Consider the following 18,023-nt stretch of genomic DNA (forward strand, 5'->3'; position numbering starts at 1 on the left):
TATGCTAAGAGAATTGTAAGGCTTATTATAAGCATATAGTTCATCAAGCTAGTAAACTATATGCTTAAACTTTTTTTGGTTACTACTGAGCGTCTAGGTAGCGTTCAGCATCTAAAGCAGCCATACAACCAGCACCAGCAGAGGTAATGGCTTGACGATAGATGTGGTCAGCAACATCACCTGCCGCAAAAATGCCTTCTACGCTTGTTTGCGTTGCATTACCTTGCGTACCACTTTGAATAGTTAAGTAACCATTTTCCATTGCTAATTGGTCTTTAAAAATATCGGTATTTGGTTTGTGGCCAATGGCGATAAATACACCTGCAACATCAATAACTTCAGTAGCATCAGAGTTGGTTTCTTTTAAACGTAAACTTGTTACACCCATGTTATCACCTAAGACTTCATCTAAGGTGCGATCGGTGTGTAAAACGATATTACCGTTTTTCACTTTTTCGTATAAGCGATCCGTTAATATTTTTTCAGATTTAAAAGTATCACGACGGTGAACAAGGTGTACTTCGCTAGCAATATTTGATAAGTACAGTGCTTCTTCAACAGCAGTATTACCACCACCAACAACAGCAACTTTTTGATTTTTATAAAAGAAACCATCACAAGTAGCACAGGCTGACACACCACGGCCCATAAAGGCTTCTTCAGAAGGTAAACCTAAATATTGTGCCGATGCGCCAGTACAAATAATTAATGCATCACAAGTATATTCACTGCTGCCTGTTAATTTATAAGGTTTAGAAGAAAAATCTACTGATTCAATATGATCAAAAACAATTTCAGTATCGAATTTTTCAGCATGCTTCTGCATACGTTCCATCAATGCTGGACCGGTTAAATCGTCAGCATCTCCTGGCCAGTTTTCTACTTCTGTTGTTGTTGTTAATTGACCACCTTGTTGCATGCCGGTGATTATTACAGGTTTTAAATTTGCACGTGCTGCATATACAGCAGCAGTGTAACCTGCAGGGCCTGAGCCTAGAATAAGTAGTGGGCAATGTCTAACGTCGCTCATGAATGAGTTCTCCAGAATTTTTGATAGTAATATATTTGAAAGATGTATAGCTTTATTAATTGGGATGATAAGAGGTTCTATCAAGGGTGTATAGTGAGAATATGCATTTTTCGAAAAAGAAATAAAAAAAAGAGCACAAATTTTAATTTGTACTCTTAATAAAATTTACCTTTAAAGACTTAAATACTAAAAGTTAAGTGCTGTCTTTGCTTCGACAAACTCATAACCTAAAACATCAGCTACTGGCTTATAAGTAATTTTACCTGCAGCAACGTTTAACCCTGCTAATAAATGCTCATCTTCAAGTAAGGCTTGTTTAGCACCTTTATTGGCAATAGTAACAGCAAAAGGTAATGTTGCATTAGTGAGTGCCATTGTAGATGTTCTTGCTACGCCACCAGGCATATTAGCAACACAATAATGAACAACATCATCAACCACGTATGTTGGGTCTTGATGAGTTGTTGCTTTGGATGTTTCAAAACAACCGCCTTGATCAATCGCAACATCAACTACAACAGCGCCTTTTTTCATTGCTTTAATGTGTGCTTTAGTGACTAATTTCGGCGCTTCAGCGCCAGGTATTAAGACGGCACCAATGACTAAATCTGCTTCAACAATTAATTGTGCCATTGCATCAGCTGTTGAATAAACTGTTTTTAAACGTCCGTCAAATTCAGTATCTAATTGACGTAAACGTGTTAATGAACGATCTAATATTGTTACGTCTGCACCCATACCAACAGCCATACGAGCCGCTTGAGTACCAACAACACCACCACCAACAACGAGTACTTTTGCTGGTGCCACGCCAGGCACACCACCAAGTAAAGCGCCTAAACCACCTTGTGCTATCTCTAATGCATGTGCACCTGCTTGGATAGACATGCGACCAGCGACTTCAGACATAGGTGCTAGTAAAGGTAAACCACCGGTAGGAGACGTTACAGTTTCATAAGCAATACAAGTAGCACCTGAAGCAATTAATAACTCAGTTTGTTTAGGGTCTGGTGCTAAATGCAAATAGGTAAATAAAATTTGGCCAGGTCTTAGCATTTTACATTCAATAGGCTGTGGCTCTTTTACTTTAATTATCATATCTGCAGTTGCAAATATCTCTGTAGCGTTATCAATTATTTTTGCACCAGCTTCTATATATTGTGCATTGTCAAAACCAATAGCGGCGCCGCCATTATTTTCAACAAGTACTTGATGACCATTTACCGATAACTCTTTAACACCTGCGGGTGTTAAACCTATACGGTACTCGTGGTTTTTAATTTCTTTAGGTACACCAATAATCATAATCTTATCTCTCTTAAGTTAAATTATGATACCCAAGCTACCTCAAAATATAGTGTTGTGTACTACATCTAAGCTAGCTTGGGTATCAGGCAGCTTATTAAAGAAAACTGCCTCGTTAGAGTGAGTAGTATAAAAGTGTTTTAATAGAATAACCTGTCGAAATTTATCGTTTTCCATTATATAATCCTAGAATCAAATAAAAATATAGTGATATATCCAGTATGCCTTTAGTAACAAATAAAGTGATAGATCGTATTGATAAGAATATTCTTGTTGAACTGCAAAAAGACGGTAGGTTATCAAATGTAGAATTATCAAAGCGTATAGGTTTAAGTCCAACAGCTTGTTTAGAAAGGGTTAGACGACTTGAAAAAGAAAAATATATCACAGGCTACCAAGCAAATTTGAATTCAACAAAGTTAAACCTTGCTTTATTGGTCTTCGTTGAAATAACCTTGTCTAAAACTAGTCCTGATGTTTTTGATGATTTTGCTAGTGCAGTGCATGATTTAGATGTTATACAAGAATGCCATTTAGTTTCTGGAAATTTTGATTTTCTTCTAAAAACCCGTGTAAAAGACATGCTAGCTTATCGGCAATTATTAGGCGATATCCTCTTAAGGTTACCTGGCGTAAGTGAAAGTAGGACTTATGTTGTTATGGATGAAATTAAATCCAGTAATATCTTACCAATTAAGCGATAATTTGTTATTTTAACCGTACCATTGCTTCTTCAAAATGCCTATTAGTCTATTTTGGGTTAACATGGTTACATATAACACTCATCTTCTTTTATCATGGAATTTTAATTGTCTTCAGAACTCGTAAAAAATACTGACGAAACCAGTCAAAAATCTGTTAATACGCCGACTGACGAGCTAACTACACAATTAAGCGGTGTACAACGCTTATTAGAAACAGGCTTACTGTTTTTTAGTGTCTTGGCTATGTTTTTAATGTTGGCATTATTTAGCTTTGATCCAGCTGATCCCGGCTGGGCACAAACTGGTTATCAAACCCAAATTAGAAACCTTGGTGGTGCTGTAGGCGCTTATCTTTCTGATTTATTATTAAACCTTTTCGGATATATTGCTTATACCTTACCTTTTGTTGTTGCACTTATTGGCTGGCTATTATTCCAAAAATTTCATCAATTAATGCAATTAGATTATTTGACTATTGGCTTGAAACTGATCGGTTTTATCCTTTTTTATATGGGGATAACTTCATTAGCAAGTATGAATTTTAACGATATATACTATTTTTCGGCCGGTGGAATTTTAGGTAATGTATTAAGTGACACCTTCCGTCCTTACTTTTCATTTGTTGGTAGTACATTAATTTTCTTAATGTTTACTTGTTCAGGCTTTGTATTATTAACTGGTTTTTCGTGGTTGAACTTTATTGATGATGTAGGTCGTTACTGTATTTCTTTCTTTATGCTGTTAAAGAACCTTCCACAGTTGATAAAAACTCAGTTTGGTACGGGTGATGCCAATACAGATGAAAAAATTGACAATGAGTTAGAAAAAAATTCAATAGCAGAAGAGCTCAACAATGATGAACCGGTAGTTGAAGAACCTGCTAAGAAAAAAATATCAATACCGTTTTTTAATAAGAACTCAACCCCTGAAGTGTCAGAAAAACCTGAAACTCAAGAGCCATTTGTTGATATTGACGACTTAATGGATGGTCCTTTTAGTATCAATGTTCAAGAGCATGTTGATGATTCTGAAATTACAGCTGCTTTTAGCACAGTTGAAAAAATTGATGTGGCTGACGATTTGCAGCCACGTGGTAAACTGTCAGCTAGTTCTGATACCAGCCAAGTTAATTTGGTACCCAGTGTTGAAGATAAATTTGAGGGTATGCCGTCAATTGATTTATTAGATAGGGCAGACAAAGCGAAAAACCCAATTAATCAAGAAGAACTAGAGCAGGTTAGTCGTTTAGTTGAAGCTAAGTTACTTGACTTTAAAGTAGTGGCACAAGTTGTTGCTGTGTATCCTGGGCCTGTTATCACCCGTTTTGAATTAGATTTAGCACCAGGTATGAAGGTGAGTAAAATTAGTTCATTATCAAAAGATTTAGCGCGAGCCTTATCTGCTATAAGTGTCCGTGTAGTTGAGGTGATTCCAGGTAAGTCTGTGATCGGTTTAGAGTTACCTAATAAGCACAGAGAAATTGTTCGGTTAAGTGAAGTTATTTCTTGTAAAGAATTTGAAGAGTCAAGTTCATCATTAACTATGGTATTAGGTAAGGATATTGCGGGCGAGCCGGTTGTTGTTGATTTAGCAAAAATGCCTCATTTACTCGTGGCAGGTACTACAGGCTCTGGTAAGTCTGTTGGTGTTAATACCATGATTGTAAGTTTATTGTATAAATCGACTCCTGAAGATGTTCGCTTAATTATGATTGACCCTAAAATGCTTGAATTAAGCGTTTATGAAGGTATTCCACATCTGTTAGCTGAAGTGGTTACAGACATGAAAGATGCCGCTAATGCTCTTCGTTGGTGTGTTGCTGAAATGGAACGTCGTTATAAGCTTATGTCAGCTTTGGGAGTTCGTAATTTAAAAGGCTATAACAAGAAAGTTTTAGGGGCGATGAAAGAAGGTGAGCCTATTATTGATCCGTTATGGCAACCTAGCGATGGTTTAGATCAAACACCACCACAATTAGAAAAATTACCGAGTATTGTTGTTATTGTTGATGAGTTTGCTGACATGATGATGATTGTTGGTAAAAAAGTAGAAGAATTAATCGCACGAATTGCACAAAAAGCCCGTGCTGCAGGCATTCATTTAATACTTGCAACGCAACGTCCTTCTGTAGATGTCATTACCGGGTTAATTAAAGCAAATATTCCGACACGTATGGCGTTCCAAGTATCATCAGGTTTAAACTCTCGAACAATTTTAGACCAACAAGGGGCAGAGCAGTTGCTTGGTATGGGCGATATGCTTTATTTACCGCCTGGCACAGGCGTTCCTACCCGTGTTCATGGTGCCTTTATTGATGATCATGAAGTACATGCTGTCGTTAAAGATTGGAAGTTACGCGGTGAGCCAAATTATATTGAAGAAATTTTAGCAGGTGGTAGTGATCCTGATATGTTACTACCTGGTGAGCAGCCTGAAGGCAGCGAAGATGAAGAATTAGATACACTTTATGATGAAGCTGTTAATTTTGTTACTGAAAAGCGCCGTGTATCTATCTCGAGTGTCCAAAGACAATTCAGAATTGGTTATAACCGTTCAGCAAGAATTGTTGAACAAATGGAAATTCAAGGCATCGTATCTACTGCTGGCAATAACGGTGCTCGCGAAGTACTCGCCCCACCACCAATTAGAGATTAATTCGGATTAAAATGAATATGAATTATGTGAATATTATTACCCTAGCGCTAACATTAAATGTTGCTATAAATAACGTAGTGCAAGCAAATCAACTTGAACTCAATACCACTATACCCGCAAATAATGACGTGGCAGTAAAAGCACAAACTATGGCGAATGAATCCGTGATCACTACACAAACATCAGCCGCTAAAATCGAACTAATGGCTAAACTTGCTAATTTACATCATTTTAGCGCTAAGTTTGATCAACAAGTACAGAGCGAATCAGGCGATATACTTGAACAAAGCTCAGGAAAGTTAGCCATTAGCAAACCAAATTTAGCTAATTGGCATACGGCAGAGCCAGACGAGCTTTTGATTGTGTCTGATGGTGAGAATGTTTGGTTTTATAACCCATGGATCGAGCAAGTGAGTGTGTATTCTTTATCAGCTGCGATTGCACAAACGCCTATTTTATTGTTAACCAGCCAAGATGAGGCAATGTGGCAAGAGTATAGTGTTACTAATGAGGAAGATAACAGTTTTGTTATCACAGCAAAGGATGTAAACAGCCAAATTAAAAGTTTAACTTTGCTTTTTGATACAGACAAAGCTGGGGGGAAATTGAAACAGTTTTCCTTTTTAGATGCTACCGGTCAATTAAGTCATATTAAGCTAAGTGATTTTGACGATCATACGCTTCCTGAGGCAAATTTATTTAACTTTGTCGTGCCAGAAGGTGTGCAAATAGATGATCAACGCGCCAATTAGCTTATAACAGGAATGTGTGACTATTGTGGAAGACAATCAACAAACTAATTTATTTGGCTTAGCGTTAGAAACTTTTGATAACGAGCCAGTGAAAGATACTGTCTTAAGTTCAGCGTTATCTTCTAACGCGCCACTGGCAGCAAAAATGCGTCCTAAAAGCTTAGAGGACTATGTTGGGCAACAGCATATTCTTGGGGAAGAATCCCCTTTAAAACAAGCCATTATACAAGGCCATTGTCATTCGCTTATTTTCTGGGGCCCACCTGGCAGTGGCAAAACGACCCTAGCAGAAATTATAGCAACCCATGCTAATGCTAAAGTAGTTCGATTATCTGCAGTAACGTCAGGTATTAAAGATATTCGTCTTGCTATCGAACAAGCCAAAATTAGAGCTAATAATTCAACAACAGAAAGTAAAACAGTACTCTTTGTTGATGAAGTACACCGTTTTAATAAATCTCAACAAGATGCTTTTTTGCCCTTTATTGAAGATGGCACCATTATTTTTATTGGTGCGACTACTGAAAATCCAGCGTTTGAATTAAATCAGGCTATTTTATCTCGTGCGCGTGTTTATACGTTAAAAAAACTTAATGCGGATGAGTTATCTCAAGTACTTACAAGAGCAATCACCTTAGTCTCACAAGAACAAAGTATTAACATCAGCATAGACCAAGATGCTAAGCAGAGTTTATTAAACCGCAGCGATGGCGATGCTAGAAGACTACTTAACTTGTTAGAAAACTGTCTTGATAGCCAAACCGCTTTTTTATCGGGAAAAGAGCACCAGATAACAATATCTGTTGAACTAATAGCACAAGTAGCAGGCAGTAAAATAGCGCTTTATGATAAAGGTGGTGATGCCTTTTATGATTTAATTAGTGCCTTTCACAAATCCGTCAGAGGCTCAGATCCTAATGCTGCACTTTATTGGTATGCTAGAATTTTAACCGGCGGTGGTGATGCACTTTATGTAGCAAGACGCTTACTTGCGATAGCGAGTGAAGATATAGGTAATGCCGATCCACGTGCGATGCAATTAGCGATTAATGCCTGGGACACGTTTCATCGAGTAGGACCAAGTGAAGGTGAACGAGCTATTGCTCAAGCTGCGGTATACATGGCATTAGCGCCAAAAAGTAATGCCGTTTATATGGCTTTTAATCAAGCTAAAGTGTTAGCGGAGCAAACCTCAAGTTTAGATGTTCCCGATCACTTAAAAAATTCAACCAGTGAAATTACTAAAAATTTAGGCCATGGCGTTGATTATCGTTATGCTCATAATGAAATTAATGCTTTTGCCGCAGGTGAAAATTATTTTCCAGAAGCATTAGCGAAGGCGAATGAACAAGCCAGTGGCTATAATACCGATCTTTATCAACCTAGCGATCGTGGTTTAGAAAAACAATTAAAAGAAAAGCTCGATTATTTAAATCAGCTAAATCAAAACAGTAGTGAGCAACGCTATGAATAATGCGATTAGTAACCTAACTTTATATGCTTTTGTTGCTTTAGGTGGTGCTTGTGGTGCTAGTTTGCGTTTTTATATTTCGCAATTAGTGTTAAATTGGCTAGGAAAGGGGTTTCCTTTTGCAACATTGATGGTTAATATCACCGGCTCATTTATTATGGGTTTGTTATACCAATTAATAGAACATGAAATTTTAGATATTAATGTTCACAGAACTTTAATAGGTATTGGATTTTTAGGTGCTTTTACCACCTTTTCAACATTTTCATTAGACTCCTTGTTATTAATTCAACAAGGAGACTTACTAAAAGCCGGCATTAATATTATATTGAATGTGTCGCTTTGTATTGCTGCTGCTGGTTTAGGACTTTATTTAGTCTCAGCAATAGCCAAATAATATAACTTTTGTAGATTAATTTTAATCTTAATTTTAAACCAGAAATAACGTGAATAATTATGCTTGATGCCAAACAACTTAGAACAGATACAGATAACATTGCCACACAACTGGCAAAGCGTGGTTTTACCCTTGATATTGAAACCCTAAATGCGCTAGAAGAACAACGTAAAGCGATTCAAGTTAAAACCCAAGATTTACAAAATGAACGTAATACCCGTTCGAAATCTATTGGTCAAGCAAAAGCCCGCGGTGAAGATATTGCCCCATTACTTGCTGCTGTTAGCCAACTCGGTAATGACTTAGACGCTGCTAAAGCCGAGCAAGATGAAGTACTTGCTAAAATTAATGATATTGCCAGTGCAATACCTAATTTATTAGATGAATCAGTACCAGAAGGTAAAGATGAAGAGGATAACGTTGAAATTAAGCGTTGGGGTACACCACGTGAATTTGATTTTGAAGTTAAAGACCACGTAGACTTAGGCTTCTCTGTCGATAAAGGATTAGACTTTGAAAGCGGTGCAAAATTAGCAGGCACACGTTTTGCTGTAATGCGCGGTAAAATCGCTAAGTTACACCGTGCATTAGCGCAATTTATGCTTGATATGCACACAGAAGAGCATGGTTATCAAGAAATGTACGTACCATACTTAGTTAATGCTAATTCTTTATATGGTACTGGACAATTGCCAAAGTTTGGTGAAGATTTATTTCATACCGATTTATCAGGTAAAAAATTCTCTTTAATACCTACATCAGAAGTACCGTTAACTAATATGTACCGTGATGAAATTGTTGAAGAATCAGAATTACCAATAAAAATGACCGCGCACACACCTTGTTTCCGTAGTGAAGCTGGCTCAGGTGGACGTGATATCAGAGGTCTAATTCGCCAGCATCAGTTTGATAAAGTAGAAATGGTGCAGTTGGTGAAACCTGAAAATTCATTTGAAGCACTAGATGAATTAACTAGTCATGCAGAAGCTATTCTGGAAAAATTAGAGTTACCGTATCGTACTATGGCATTGTGTAGTGGTGATGTAGGTTTTAGCGCAACTAAAACATTTGATTTAGAAGTTTGGTTACCAGCACAAAATACTTACCGAGAAATTTCTTCTTGTTCAAATATGGGGGCTTTCCAAGCGCGTCGTATGCAAGCTCGTTTCCGTAATAGTGAAACTAATAAACCAGAATTATTACATACTTTAAATGGCTCTGGTTTAGCCGTAGGTCGAACGTTAGTTGCGGTATTAGAGAATTACCAACAAGCCGATGGTAGTATTAATATTCCAACAGCATTACAACCTTATATGAATGGTTTAACCAAAATTGGTTAATTAGTTCGTAAATTACCGTTAGTCATTATTGTCGTTATTACTTTACGTCGTTATTCCGTAGGTGACTTAATACGGAATCTCGTACAGCTAGTTTTGTAAAGAAATAGAGCCTGAATCAAGTTCAGGATGACAATAAGTCGTTGTTCGGATTGACGATAAATAGTTATTTAGGTTAATGGTAAACAACTATTTAGGTTGGCGTTAAATCGTTATTTAGAATAGTAATAGAACTACATTGATACTAACGATAATCCTTTGGAAAGAGCTATTAACACTTTATTAATAGCTCTTTTTAATAGCTCTTTTTAATAGCTCTTTTTATTATCTATTGAAATATTTCTGTAATAAATTATCACTTATCGGGTCTACTCCTTGTAACCTAAAATTTAAAGGAATATTCACTTGCTTACTACACTCCGTAATTTGTTCATTCAAGCGTTGATTGTTGTTGTCGTTTTTCAAACTGTATCTTATCTTCGCGAAACCAGCATGCTATCTTCTGATACTAAAATAACGCCAACGAGTGCATTATCATTTACGCAAGTGCCAACACTGTTAGGCGAGACAGTGTCATTAAATTCACAAGGTAAAAAAACAATTATTTATTTTTTTGCGCCGTGGTGTAAAATTTGTCATGTCAGTATTAGTAATTTGCAATCACTGTATGAAAAAAATAGCAATATTGATGTTATTGCAGTTGCGTTAGATTATAGAAAGCTTAGTGAAGTATCTGATTTTTCAAAAGACAAAAAATTAACCTTTCCTATAGCACTGGGAAATGAAGAAATTAAAAATGCTTTTTTAATTACTGCATACCCTAGTTACTATGTTATCGACGAAGAAAATACAGTTATTGGCAAATCTTTAGGGTATTCTTCTGAACTTGGTCTTTATTTAAGATCTCTATAGTGATCTTATTTATGTTTGTGTACACTGTTTCCTTACTCTTTAGTCCATACCGAGCAATAGATAAGTCGGTATGAAAGAAAAAGGCTTTCAATTTTATGCAAATATCTGACAACTTTGACAGCGGTAATATCCGTGTTATTGATGCAAGTAATATCAACAATATTCAATTAGAAATAAAACACGATAATCAATCTGAATTTTATCAGTGGTTTCATTTCAAACTCCAGACAGATACTAGTCCAAGTAATACTCGTCAAGAACATGTTCTTAATATTATTAATGCTGGAAAATCCGCTTATGTTGAGGGTTGGAAAGGTTATCAAGCGGTAGCATCGTATGATCGTGACCATTGGTTTCGTGTTCCTACCACCTTTGATGGTGATAAATTAACAATAACGATGACTCCTGAATTTGATTCTGTTTATTTCGCTTACTTCTCACCTTACAGTTATGAACGTCATCAAGACTTATTACATAATGCCCAAATGGATCTTGACTGTCAGTTACAAGTGTTAGGTCAAACAATTGATGGCAGAGATGTTAGTTTATTAAAAATTGGTGAAGAAGGTGAGGGTAAGCGTGTTATTTGGTTAACAGCACGTCAACATCCAGGTGAAACCATGGCCGAGTGGTTTATTGAAGGATTTCTAGATCGTTTACTTGATGAAGATGATGGTGTTGCACGTGCCTTATTAAATAAAGCAGTATTTTATATTGTGCCTAACATGAATCCCGATGGCAGTGTTCGTGGTCACCTGCGTACCAATGCTGTAGGTACCAACTTAAACCGTGAATGGTTATCGCCTTCAATGGAGAGAAGTCCTGAAGTTTATTTAGTACGTGAAAAAATGCTTGAAACAGGTGTTGATATGTTTTTAGACGTACATGGTGATGAAGCATTACCTGTTAACTTTGTAGCAGGTTGTGAAGGTGTAGTTAATTATGATGAACGCCATAAAGCACTTGAAGACAAGTTTAAAAACATTTTATTGTCATTAACACCTGAATTTCAAGATGAACGTGGTTACGACAAAGATGAGCCTGGTCAAGCAAACCCTACAGTTGGAACAAATTGGGTAGGTAACCAATTTAAATGCTTAGCTTATACTATTGAAATGCCTTTTAAAGATAATGACTTACTTCCTGATTATAGTGTAGGTTGGTCTGATATTCGAAGTAGTCTACTAGGACGTGACTTCTTAACAGGTATCTATCACATGGTTGATGACTTAAGATAGATAACGCTTTACTGTATTCGTCAATGAAAATGTCACTAGAACATATAAATTGACGAATACATTTTCAAACTAAACACTATTTAATAAGTGTATAAAATAATAAAAATAAAGAGGAAGTTTACGTGCAAGATTTAGTCAATACTATTAATGGTTATATTTGGAGTAGTGCTCTGATCTACCTGTGCTTAGGTGCGGGTTTGTTTTTTACTGTGTTAACACGTTTTGTTCAAGTACGACAGTTTTCAGAAATGTGGCGTTTATTAATGTCAGGCCAAAGTTCAGAAAAGGGCATATCATCGTTTCAAGCTTTAGCCGTATCTTTATCTGGTCGTGTTGGTGCTGGTAATATCGCTGGTGTAGCTGCAGCTATAGGTTTTGGTGGGCCAGGTGCAGTTTTTTGGATGTGGATAGTTGCTTTTTTTGGTGCCGCGACAGCCTATATTGAATCTGCTAATGCACAAATTTATAAAGAAGAGCATGATGGTAAATATTATGGCGGTCCCGCTTATTATATTGAAAAAGCAATGGGGCAAAAATGGTATGCATGGACTTTTGCCATAGCCACAATTCTTGCTACGGGTGTGTTATTACCTACCGTGCAATCGAATACAATAGGTACAGCTGTAGAGCAAGTTTTTTCTAATAGTGGCAGTATTGCAACAGGCATTGGTGTAATAAGTTATGCCAAACTCTATACAGCAACAGGTATAGTATTATTGCTTGGTTTTATCATTTTTGGTGGTATTAAACGGATCGCTAATTTTACACAAGTTGTTGTGCCATTTATGGCGCTAGCCTATATTTTAATTTCATTAATTATTATCGCGTTAAATATCACTGAACTACCCAGAGCATTTATGATGATTATTACTGATGCCTTTACGCCAATGGCCGGTTTTGGTGCTGCAATAGGTTGGGGGGTTAAACGTGGTGTCTATTCTAATGAAGCTGGTCAAGGTACTGGGCCTCATGCCGCAGCTGCAGCTGAAGTTGATCATCCTGCTCAGCAAGGGTTAGTACAATCATTCTCAGTATATATCGATACGCTATTTATTTGTTCTGCTACTGCATTTATGATTATTATTACCGGTGCTTATAATGTTCATGGTGTAGGTGATGGATTTATTGTGCAGAATGTAGCAAGTGATATTGCAGCCAATGGTCCAGAGTTTACGCAAATTGCAGTGGAAAGTGTTTTTACTGGCGTGGGTAAACCTTTTGTTGCTTTGGCATTATTCTTCTTTGCCTTTACAACTATATTGGCATATTACTTTATTGCTGAAAATAATATTTACTACATTAAGCGAACGTTTAAACTCCCAGGGGCTGTATTTATCCTAAAAGCCGTCATTATGATCGCTACTTTTTATGGTACTGTGAAAGCCGCTAATATTGCTTGGGGCTTAGGTGACATCGGTGTTGGGCTAATGGCTTGGTTAAATATTATTGGTATTATCATCATTTTCTTTATGTCGAAACCCGCGATAAAAGCGTTAAAAGATTATGAAGAACAACAAAAAGCCAATGTTGATAAATATACTTTTGATCCGCAGAAACTAGGGATTAAAAATGCAACATTTTGGGAAAATCGTTTAGCAAAAGCTAAGAGTAACAAGATTAACGAGCCATAGTGCTGTATTAAGAGAAATAATAGTAAAAAACGTCTTTAGGGACGTTTTTTTTTGCCTGAAAAAGGGTAGAATATTGATAAAATAATGCGTTACAAAGGTTTATCAAAATGGCAGTAATTAATTGCCCTAGTTGCAAAAAAAAAATATCAGATAAAGCAAAAGACTGTAGCCACTGTGGATTAGCTTTACAAGCATTAGACAGTGAAAAGATCGCTAGTATAAATCGCGTCAATAGAATTAATAAAGCACAACGATTAATGAATTATTCTTTTGTTGCTATGTTAATGTTTTGTGGCGGCTTTTTGTTTATGTTTTGGGATAATGTTGAACAAGGCACTTGGCAACATACATTAGCGATGATTTGTACCATTATTGGTTTTATTATGTATTTAGTTATCCGAGTAAAATTACTTCTCTTTAAACGAAAAAAATAACCTGAGTCTCTTATGAATTTACAAGATACAATTGAACATATGCCAGAGGCAATGTATTTACGTCTAAAATGTGCAGCTGAAACGGGTAAATGGCCAGAAGGCACAGTGGTAGAACAAGCTCAACGTGATACGGCGCTACAATTAATTATGGCCTATCAGGCTCGTCACTTAAATAGTGATGAAATGTTAACCATTGGTAGTGATGGTCAAATGGTACACAAAAATAAACGTCAATTAAAAGAACAATTTTCCTCCAATACTAAAGAAGAAACTGTTAGCGCAAGCTCCATAGCTAACTCAGAAAATGAAAGTTCAATTAAGAGCGATATTGCTCATTTTACCAACCTATAATAATCAAAAGTATATTTTCTAATTCATTTTTCTTAGAAGTATTGGATGTTTATTTATCATCAAAATGTGATTTCCTATGATTTTCAATTTGTTTAAAAGTAAAAAAAGCTGGCAACATAAAGATAGCAATGTACGTATCGGCGCTATAAATGATGAATTAACTAATAATAATAGTGAGGATAAAGCGGTATTATTATCGTTACTACATGACGATGATAGCGAATTAGTCCGTCGTGCTGTGTTATTAAAACTCAATAGTTTAGAGCACTATTTGAACGAGAGTGTTGTTAATAATAATAAAAATGTAAGAGCATTTGCTAAAGCGCAAGTACAAGATATTTTATCTGGCAAACATAATATTATTTTATCCACCAAGGAAAAACAGGATTTTCTATCTAAAGTAATTGAATCAACAAAAACGAATCAAGAACTTGGTGTTGATAGTTCGGTGTTAAACCAATGGCTTGATCATGAAAATGAACCGTGTTTGGTGGTAAGCTTATTTGAAATTTTGGTTCACAATAAAAATACAGCGCAATTTCTATTACAAACGTTTACTAAAAAACAATCAGCTGAAATACAAAAGCACTTAATGTCGCTAGAACTTAATGAACTCAACGATGTGTCATTACTAACAAAGTTAAGTAAAAAAGCAATAAATGATGAAGTTGTTCAAGTTATCAACACCCGTTTATCACAGCTAATTGAAGAAAAAGAAAAGCCTATACGCGTACTAAAACAAAAACAATTAATACTTTCAAAGTTATTAGCACTGAAAGATCAATCAGATTATGCACATTACTTAACAAACAAATCAGTGTTAGTCGAAGCGTGGGAGCAAGATAATTCTGATATAACTTGTTTACCAAAAGAAGAGCAAGAAATTTTATTAAATAAATTTAATAAAATTATGGGGCAACTAACGCAAATTTTTGCGCCAAAAGAAGAGGCATACCAACAAGCAAAAATTGCAGAAAAATTGCTTAATGAAAAAAAATCAGCGAAAGAACGTTTTAATAAAACTATTGCTCAGTTAAATGAAAAAATAACCGCAGCAGTTTTCGATGGTAGCTTAGAAGGGGCAACTTCTGATAAACAGGGTGATAACAATACAGAAGAAAAATTTCTAACCACCTTGGATACACTTAACGATAATATCACTGCAAGTGTTTTAAACAATAAAGAACAAAATGAGTTTTTACAAAAAAGCGAACAATTGAGAGTACGATTAACGCAATTGCCTGAAATTGCTCAATCGGTAAGTGAAGCAACTTACCTTATTTCCAATATTTCTCAATTGACGTTACCTGAATCACTTAATGAGTTAAATGAACGTCAACAAACATATAATGATTGGTTAAGTAATTACAAAGCGGTAAATAAAAAGGCACACGGTGTGTTGCCACAGTCTATTACTGAGTCTTATAAAGAGATTACACAGAGTTGGCAAAATGGCTTACGACCTTTGCAGCAAGAGCAAAAAAAATTATTTGAGCAAACTAAGAAAAAATTGATTGATTTAAAACGTTTATTACTAGGCGGCAAGTACAAAGTTTGTTTCGGTTTATTTAAAGGTGTTAATCAAGCAATTACCTTATTATCGATCCAACAACAGCAACAATTACAGCGTGATTTTGATAATGTCAGTAAAAGAATGGCCGAAATTAGCGATTGGGAACATTATATTGCAACGCCACGCAAACAAGAGTTATTAGTTGAAATAAATGCTTTAGTAACAACACCGTTAGATGATCCTAATGCGCAAGCGAATAAAGTAAAGAAATACAGAAAAACGTGGAATTCATTAGGCCACGCAGATGAAGACATTGATAAAGAGTTAAATGAGCAGTTTAACCTTGCGTGTGAACAAGCATTCGCGCCATGTCGCTTATTTTATGCTGAACAAGAGAAAATGCGAGCGCAACATTTAGTTACTCGTAATGAAATAATAACTCAAGCGCAAGACTTAGCAGAAATGTTACAACCTGAAAATACTGACAGCACTACAGTAGACTTTAAAGCAATTGATGGAAAATTAAATAAATTACAACAACGCTGGCAGCAAGCAGGTGAGGTTGATAGAGAACAATATCAAAAATTATTTAAACAATTTAAAAATATCATTCAGCCTATTAAAAATGCAATTAAAGGTTTTCACGATGCTAATAGTAATAAAAAGCACGCATTAATTGTTGAAGCTGAACAGCAACTTGCTAATGAAGATACTTATCAAGCAATCGAAAATGTTAAGAAACTACAAGCGCAATGGCGTGATATTAGTTTTGCAGGTGCTCATCAAGAGTCTAAACTTTGGCAAAAATTTAGAGCGATTAATGATCAAATTTTTGCCAAACGAGATCAAGCTAAATCTGAGCAAAAATCAGAATTAGCGCAGGTAGCTGAAGCGTTTAATAAAACGCTTATTGATATTAAAGTAAGTCTTAATGATGTAGCTGACGATAGCACAGAAAACAGTATAGAAAAAAATACTATTATTAATGCTAAAAAACAGGCGGAAGAATTATTATCACAAGTGATTGCAAATAAGCCTGTTATTAAATCAGTGGCCAGTGATATTGAATTGTTTATAAAACAACTCAATAAAAAAATCGTACAAATAACCGTTGATGAAGAAAAGCAAAGTTGGCAGAGTTTATTTATTATGCTTGAGAAAGTAGCAAAGTCAGAAATTATGGCTGAAAATCTTATTAGTTTACCTGAGTATCAAGCGCTAACGAGTTTTTGGCAAAAACGATTATCAGATCTATGTTTGACCACAGAGCAGGCTGATCCAAATGAACGTGCTGAAAAAACATTAGAGCTGGAAATTTTGGCTCAAGTTGAATCACCTGATGAACTTGCGTCACAACGAATGGCAGTACAAGTAAAGTTAATACAAGAACAAATGCAATCATCAGGTATTATTGATTTAAATAAACGTTTAATTGATTGGTTAGCATTAGGAAAATTAAATGCGTCAGATGTTGAATTATTGATTCGATTAAAGAAAGTATTTGTTTAATAATAACCTAAATAAGCATGGCTGCTCAGTTAAAACTGCTAATGCCGTTTACCGATAGTGAACGGCATTACTAATTAAAAGCCTTTATATTGTTTTATTTAAATGAATACATTGATTTTTAATTACATACAGCTTCCTAAACAAATTAAACCTCCTCCTTCTCTTTCTACACAAGAGACAGTAACTGGAATACATGAGTGTTCCCATTGAAGTGTAATTCCCCAATACCCCAAATATTGACTAAAACTTTGGGTATTTTCTTTTGACGAAAAAATATAATTTCCATTTACAACAGCTTTAGATAGTGGAATTGTATTCCCATCTGACTCCTGAGCAGAATTAGCAACAATGTCATATGTTTCTGTTTGTGGATTAGGAATAACTGTCAAAAGACTATCATCATTAAAAATTAACTTAATGCCCAATTTTATATCTTTTAAGTGAATAGATCCTAAACTTAGTTTAGATGTAATGCTGTTAACAACAACGGAAAACGCATTTACTTTTGTTGCTAAATGCAGTTGATACAAATCAGATCTCATCTTGCTTGTTTTAATGAAATCATAAGCGCTATCTCCATTAGGACCACTTGCTATTACAATATCCGCAATTAATTCACCAGAATGACTGTTTCGGTATTGTTTTCCGGAATAAAGTTCGCTAATGCCTTCAAGTAATTCAGTACCCGCTTCTTGTTCTAAACTAGTTAACCCCAGATCGGGTTAAGCCCTAACCATAGCATTCTTCTCTACGTCATTAATATTAAGGGTTGGCTTATTTTCTT

At 35.7% G+C, this 18,023-nt stretch carries 15 protein-coding genes; 12 read left to right on the top strand and 3 right to left on the bottom strand.

The genetic code is table 11. The features are described 5' to 3' along the window. Window positions 1–82 precede the first annotated feature (82 nt). Complete coding sequence (trxB, locus tag Q4496_RS16125; RefSeq protein ID WP_215974125.1) at window positions 83–1,030, bottom strand: thioredoxin-disulfide reductase; 948 nt, start codon at window positions 1,028–1,030, stop codon at window positions 83–85. A 186-nt stretch (window positions 1,031–1,216) separates the two neighbouring features. Beyond that, window positions 1,217–2,335: an alanine dehydrogenase gene (ald, locus tag Q4496_RS16130; protein WP_215974124.1), complete on the bottom strand. Its 1,119-nt coding sequence runs from the start codon at window positions 2,333–2,335 to the stop codon at window positions 1,217–1,219. Window positions 2,336–2,556: 221 nt separating this feature from the next. On the opposite strand from ald, the gene lrp reads away from it, so the two are divergent. From lrp to Q4496_RS16195, 12 genes are all read left to right on the top strand, one after another. Beyond that, on the top strand, window positions 2,557–3,039 hold the full coding sequence (gene lrp / locus Q4496_RS16135) for a leucine-responsive transcriptional regulator Lrp (RefSeq protein WP_215974123.1): 483 nt from the start codon (window positions 2,557–2,559) through the stop codon (window positions 3,037–3,039). A 105-nt stretch (window positions 3,040–3,144) separates the two neighbouring features. Beyond that, window positions 3,145–5,694: a DNA translocase FtsK gene (locus tag Q4496_RS16145; protein WP_368411061.1), complete on the top strand. Its 2,550-nt coding sequence runs from the start codon at window positions 3,145–3,147 to the stop codon at window positions 5,692–5,694. Between the two features lie 11 nt (window positions 5,695–5,705). Then, window positions 5,706–6,446 (top strand): outer membrane lipoprotein chaperone LolA, encoded by a 741-nt coding sequence (lolA, locus tag Q4496_RS16150; protein ID WP_303610823.1) that lies wholly within the window; start codon window positions 5,706–5,708, stop codon window positions 6,444–6,446. Between the two features lie 145 nt (window positions 6,447–6,591). Further along, window positions 6,592–7,920, top strand: coding sequence for a replication-associated recombination protein A (locus Q4496_RS16155; protein ID WP_303610827.1), 1,329 nt, complete (start codon window positions 6,592–6,594; stop codon window positions 7,918–7,920). After that, window positions 7,913–8,314: a fluoride efflux transporter CrcB gene (gene crcB / locus Q4496_RS16160; RefSeq protein ID WP_215974120.1), complete on the top strand. Its 402-nt coding sequence runs from the start codon at window positions 7,913–7,915 to the stop codon at window positions 8,312–8,314. The genes Q4496_RS16155 and crcB overlap by 8 nt, the downstream gene beginning before the upstream one ends. A 59-nt stretch (window positions 8,315–8,373) precedes the next feature. After that, window positions 8,374–9,654: a serine--tRNA ligase gene (gene serS, locus Q4496_RS16165; RefSeq protein WP_215974119.1), complete on the top strand. Its 1,281-nt coding sequence runs from the start codon at window positions 8,374–8,376 to the stop codon at window positions 9,652–9,654. A gap of 402 nt (window positions 9,655–10,056) precedes the next feature. Further along, window positions 10,057–10,563 (top strand): TlpA disulfide reductase family protein, encoded by a 507-nt coding sequence (locus Q4496_RS16170; protein ID WP_303601597.1) that lies wholly within the window; start codon window positions 10,057–10,059, stop codon window positions 10,561–10,563. A gap of 95 nt (window positions 10,564–10,658) precedes the next feature. After that, the gene (locus Q4496_RS16175) at window positions 10,659–11,801 is read left to right on the top strand and encodes a M14-type cytosolic carboxypeptidase (protein WP_303610824.1); all 1,143 of its coding nucleotides are present in this window, start codon (window positions 10,659–10,661) and stop codon (window positions 11,799–11,801) included. A 122-nt stretch (window positions 11,802–11,923) separates the two neighbouring features. Beyond that, complete coding sequence (locus Q4496_RS16180; protein WP_303601596.1) at window positions 11,924–13,432, top strand: sodium:alanine symporter family protein; 1,509 nt, start codon at window positions 11,924–11,926, stop codon at window positions 13,430–13,432. A 107-nt stretch (window positions 13,433–13,539) separates the two neighbouring features. Further along, entirely contained in the window at window positions 13,540–13,866 is a 327-nt protein-coding gene (locus tag Q4496_RS16185; protein WP_215974116.1) for a hypothetical protein, read from the top strand. A 12-nt stretch (window positions 13,867–13,878) separates the two neighbouring features. After that, on the top strand, window positions 13,879–14,217 hold the full coding sequence (locus tag Q4496_RS16190) for a YeaC family protein (protein WP_215974115.1): 339 nt from the start codon (window positions 13,879–13,881) through the stop codon (window positions 14,215–14,217). 76 nt (window positions 14,218–14,293) lie between these two features. Then, window positions 14,294–17,239 (top strand): DUF349 domain-containing protein, encoded by a 2,946-nt coding sequence (locus tag Q4496_RS16195; protein WP_303610825.1) that lies wholly within the window; start codon window positions 14,294–14,296, stop codon window positions 17,237–17,239. Window positions 17,240–17,361: 122 nt separating this feature from the next. Here the strand turns inward: Q4496_RS16195 and Q4496_RS16200 are convergent, their stop codons facing one another. Beyond that, a complete protein-coding gene (locus tag Q4496_RS16200) occupies window positions 17,362–17,781 on the bottom strand; it encodes a hypothetical protein (RefSeq protein WP_303610826.1) in 420 nt (139 codons plus the stop codon). Window positions 17,782–18,023 lie beyond the last annotated feature (242 nt).

The organism is Colwellia sp. 5_MG-2023 (genome assembly GCF_030547795.1).
GTDB lineage: Bacteria > Pseudomonadota > Gammaproteobacteria > Enterobacterales > Alteromonadaceae > Colwellia.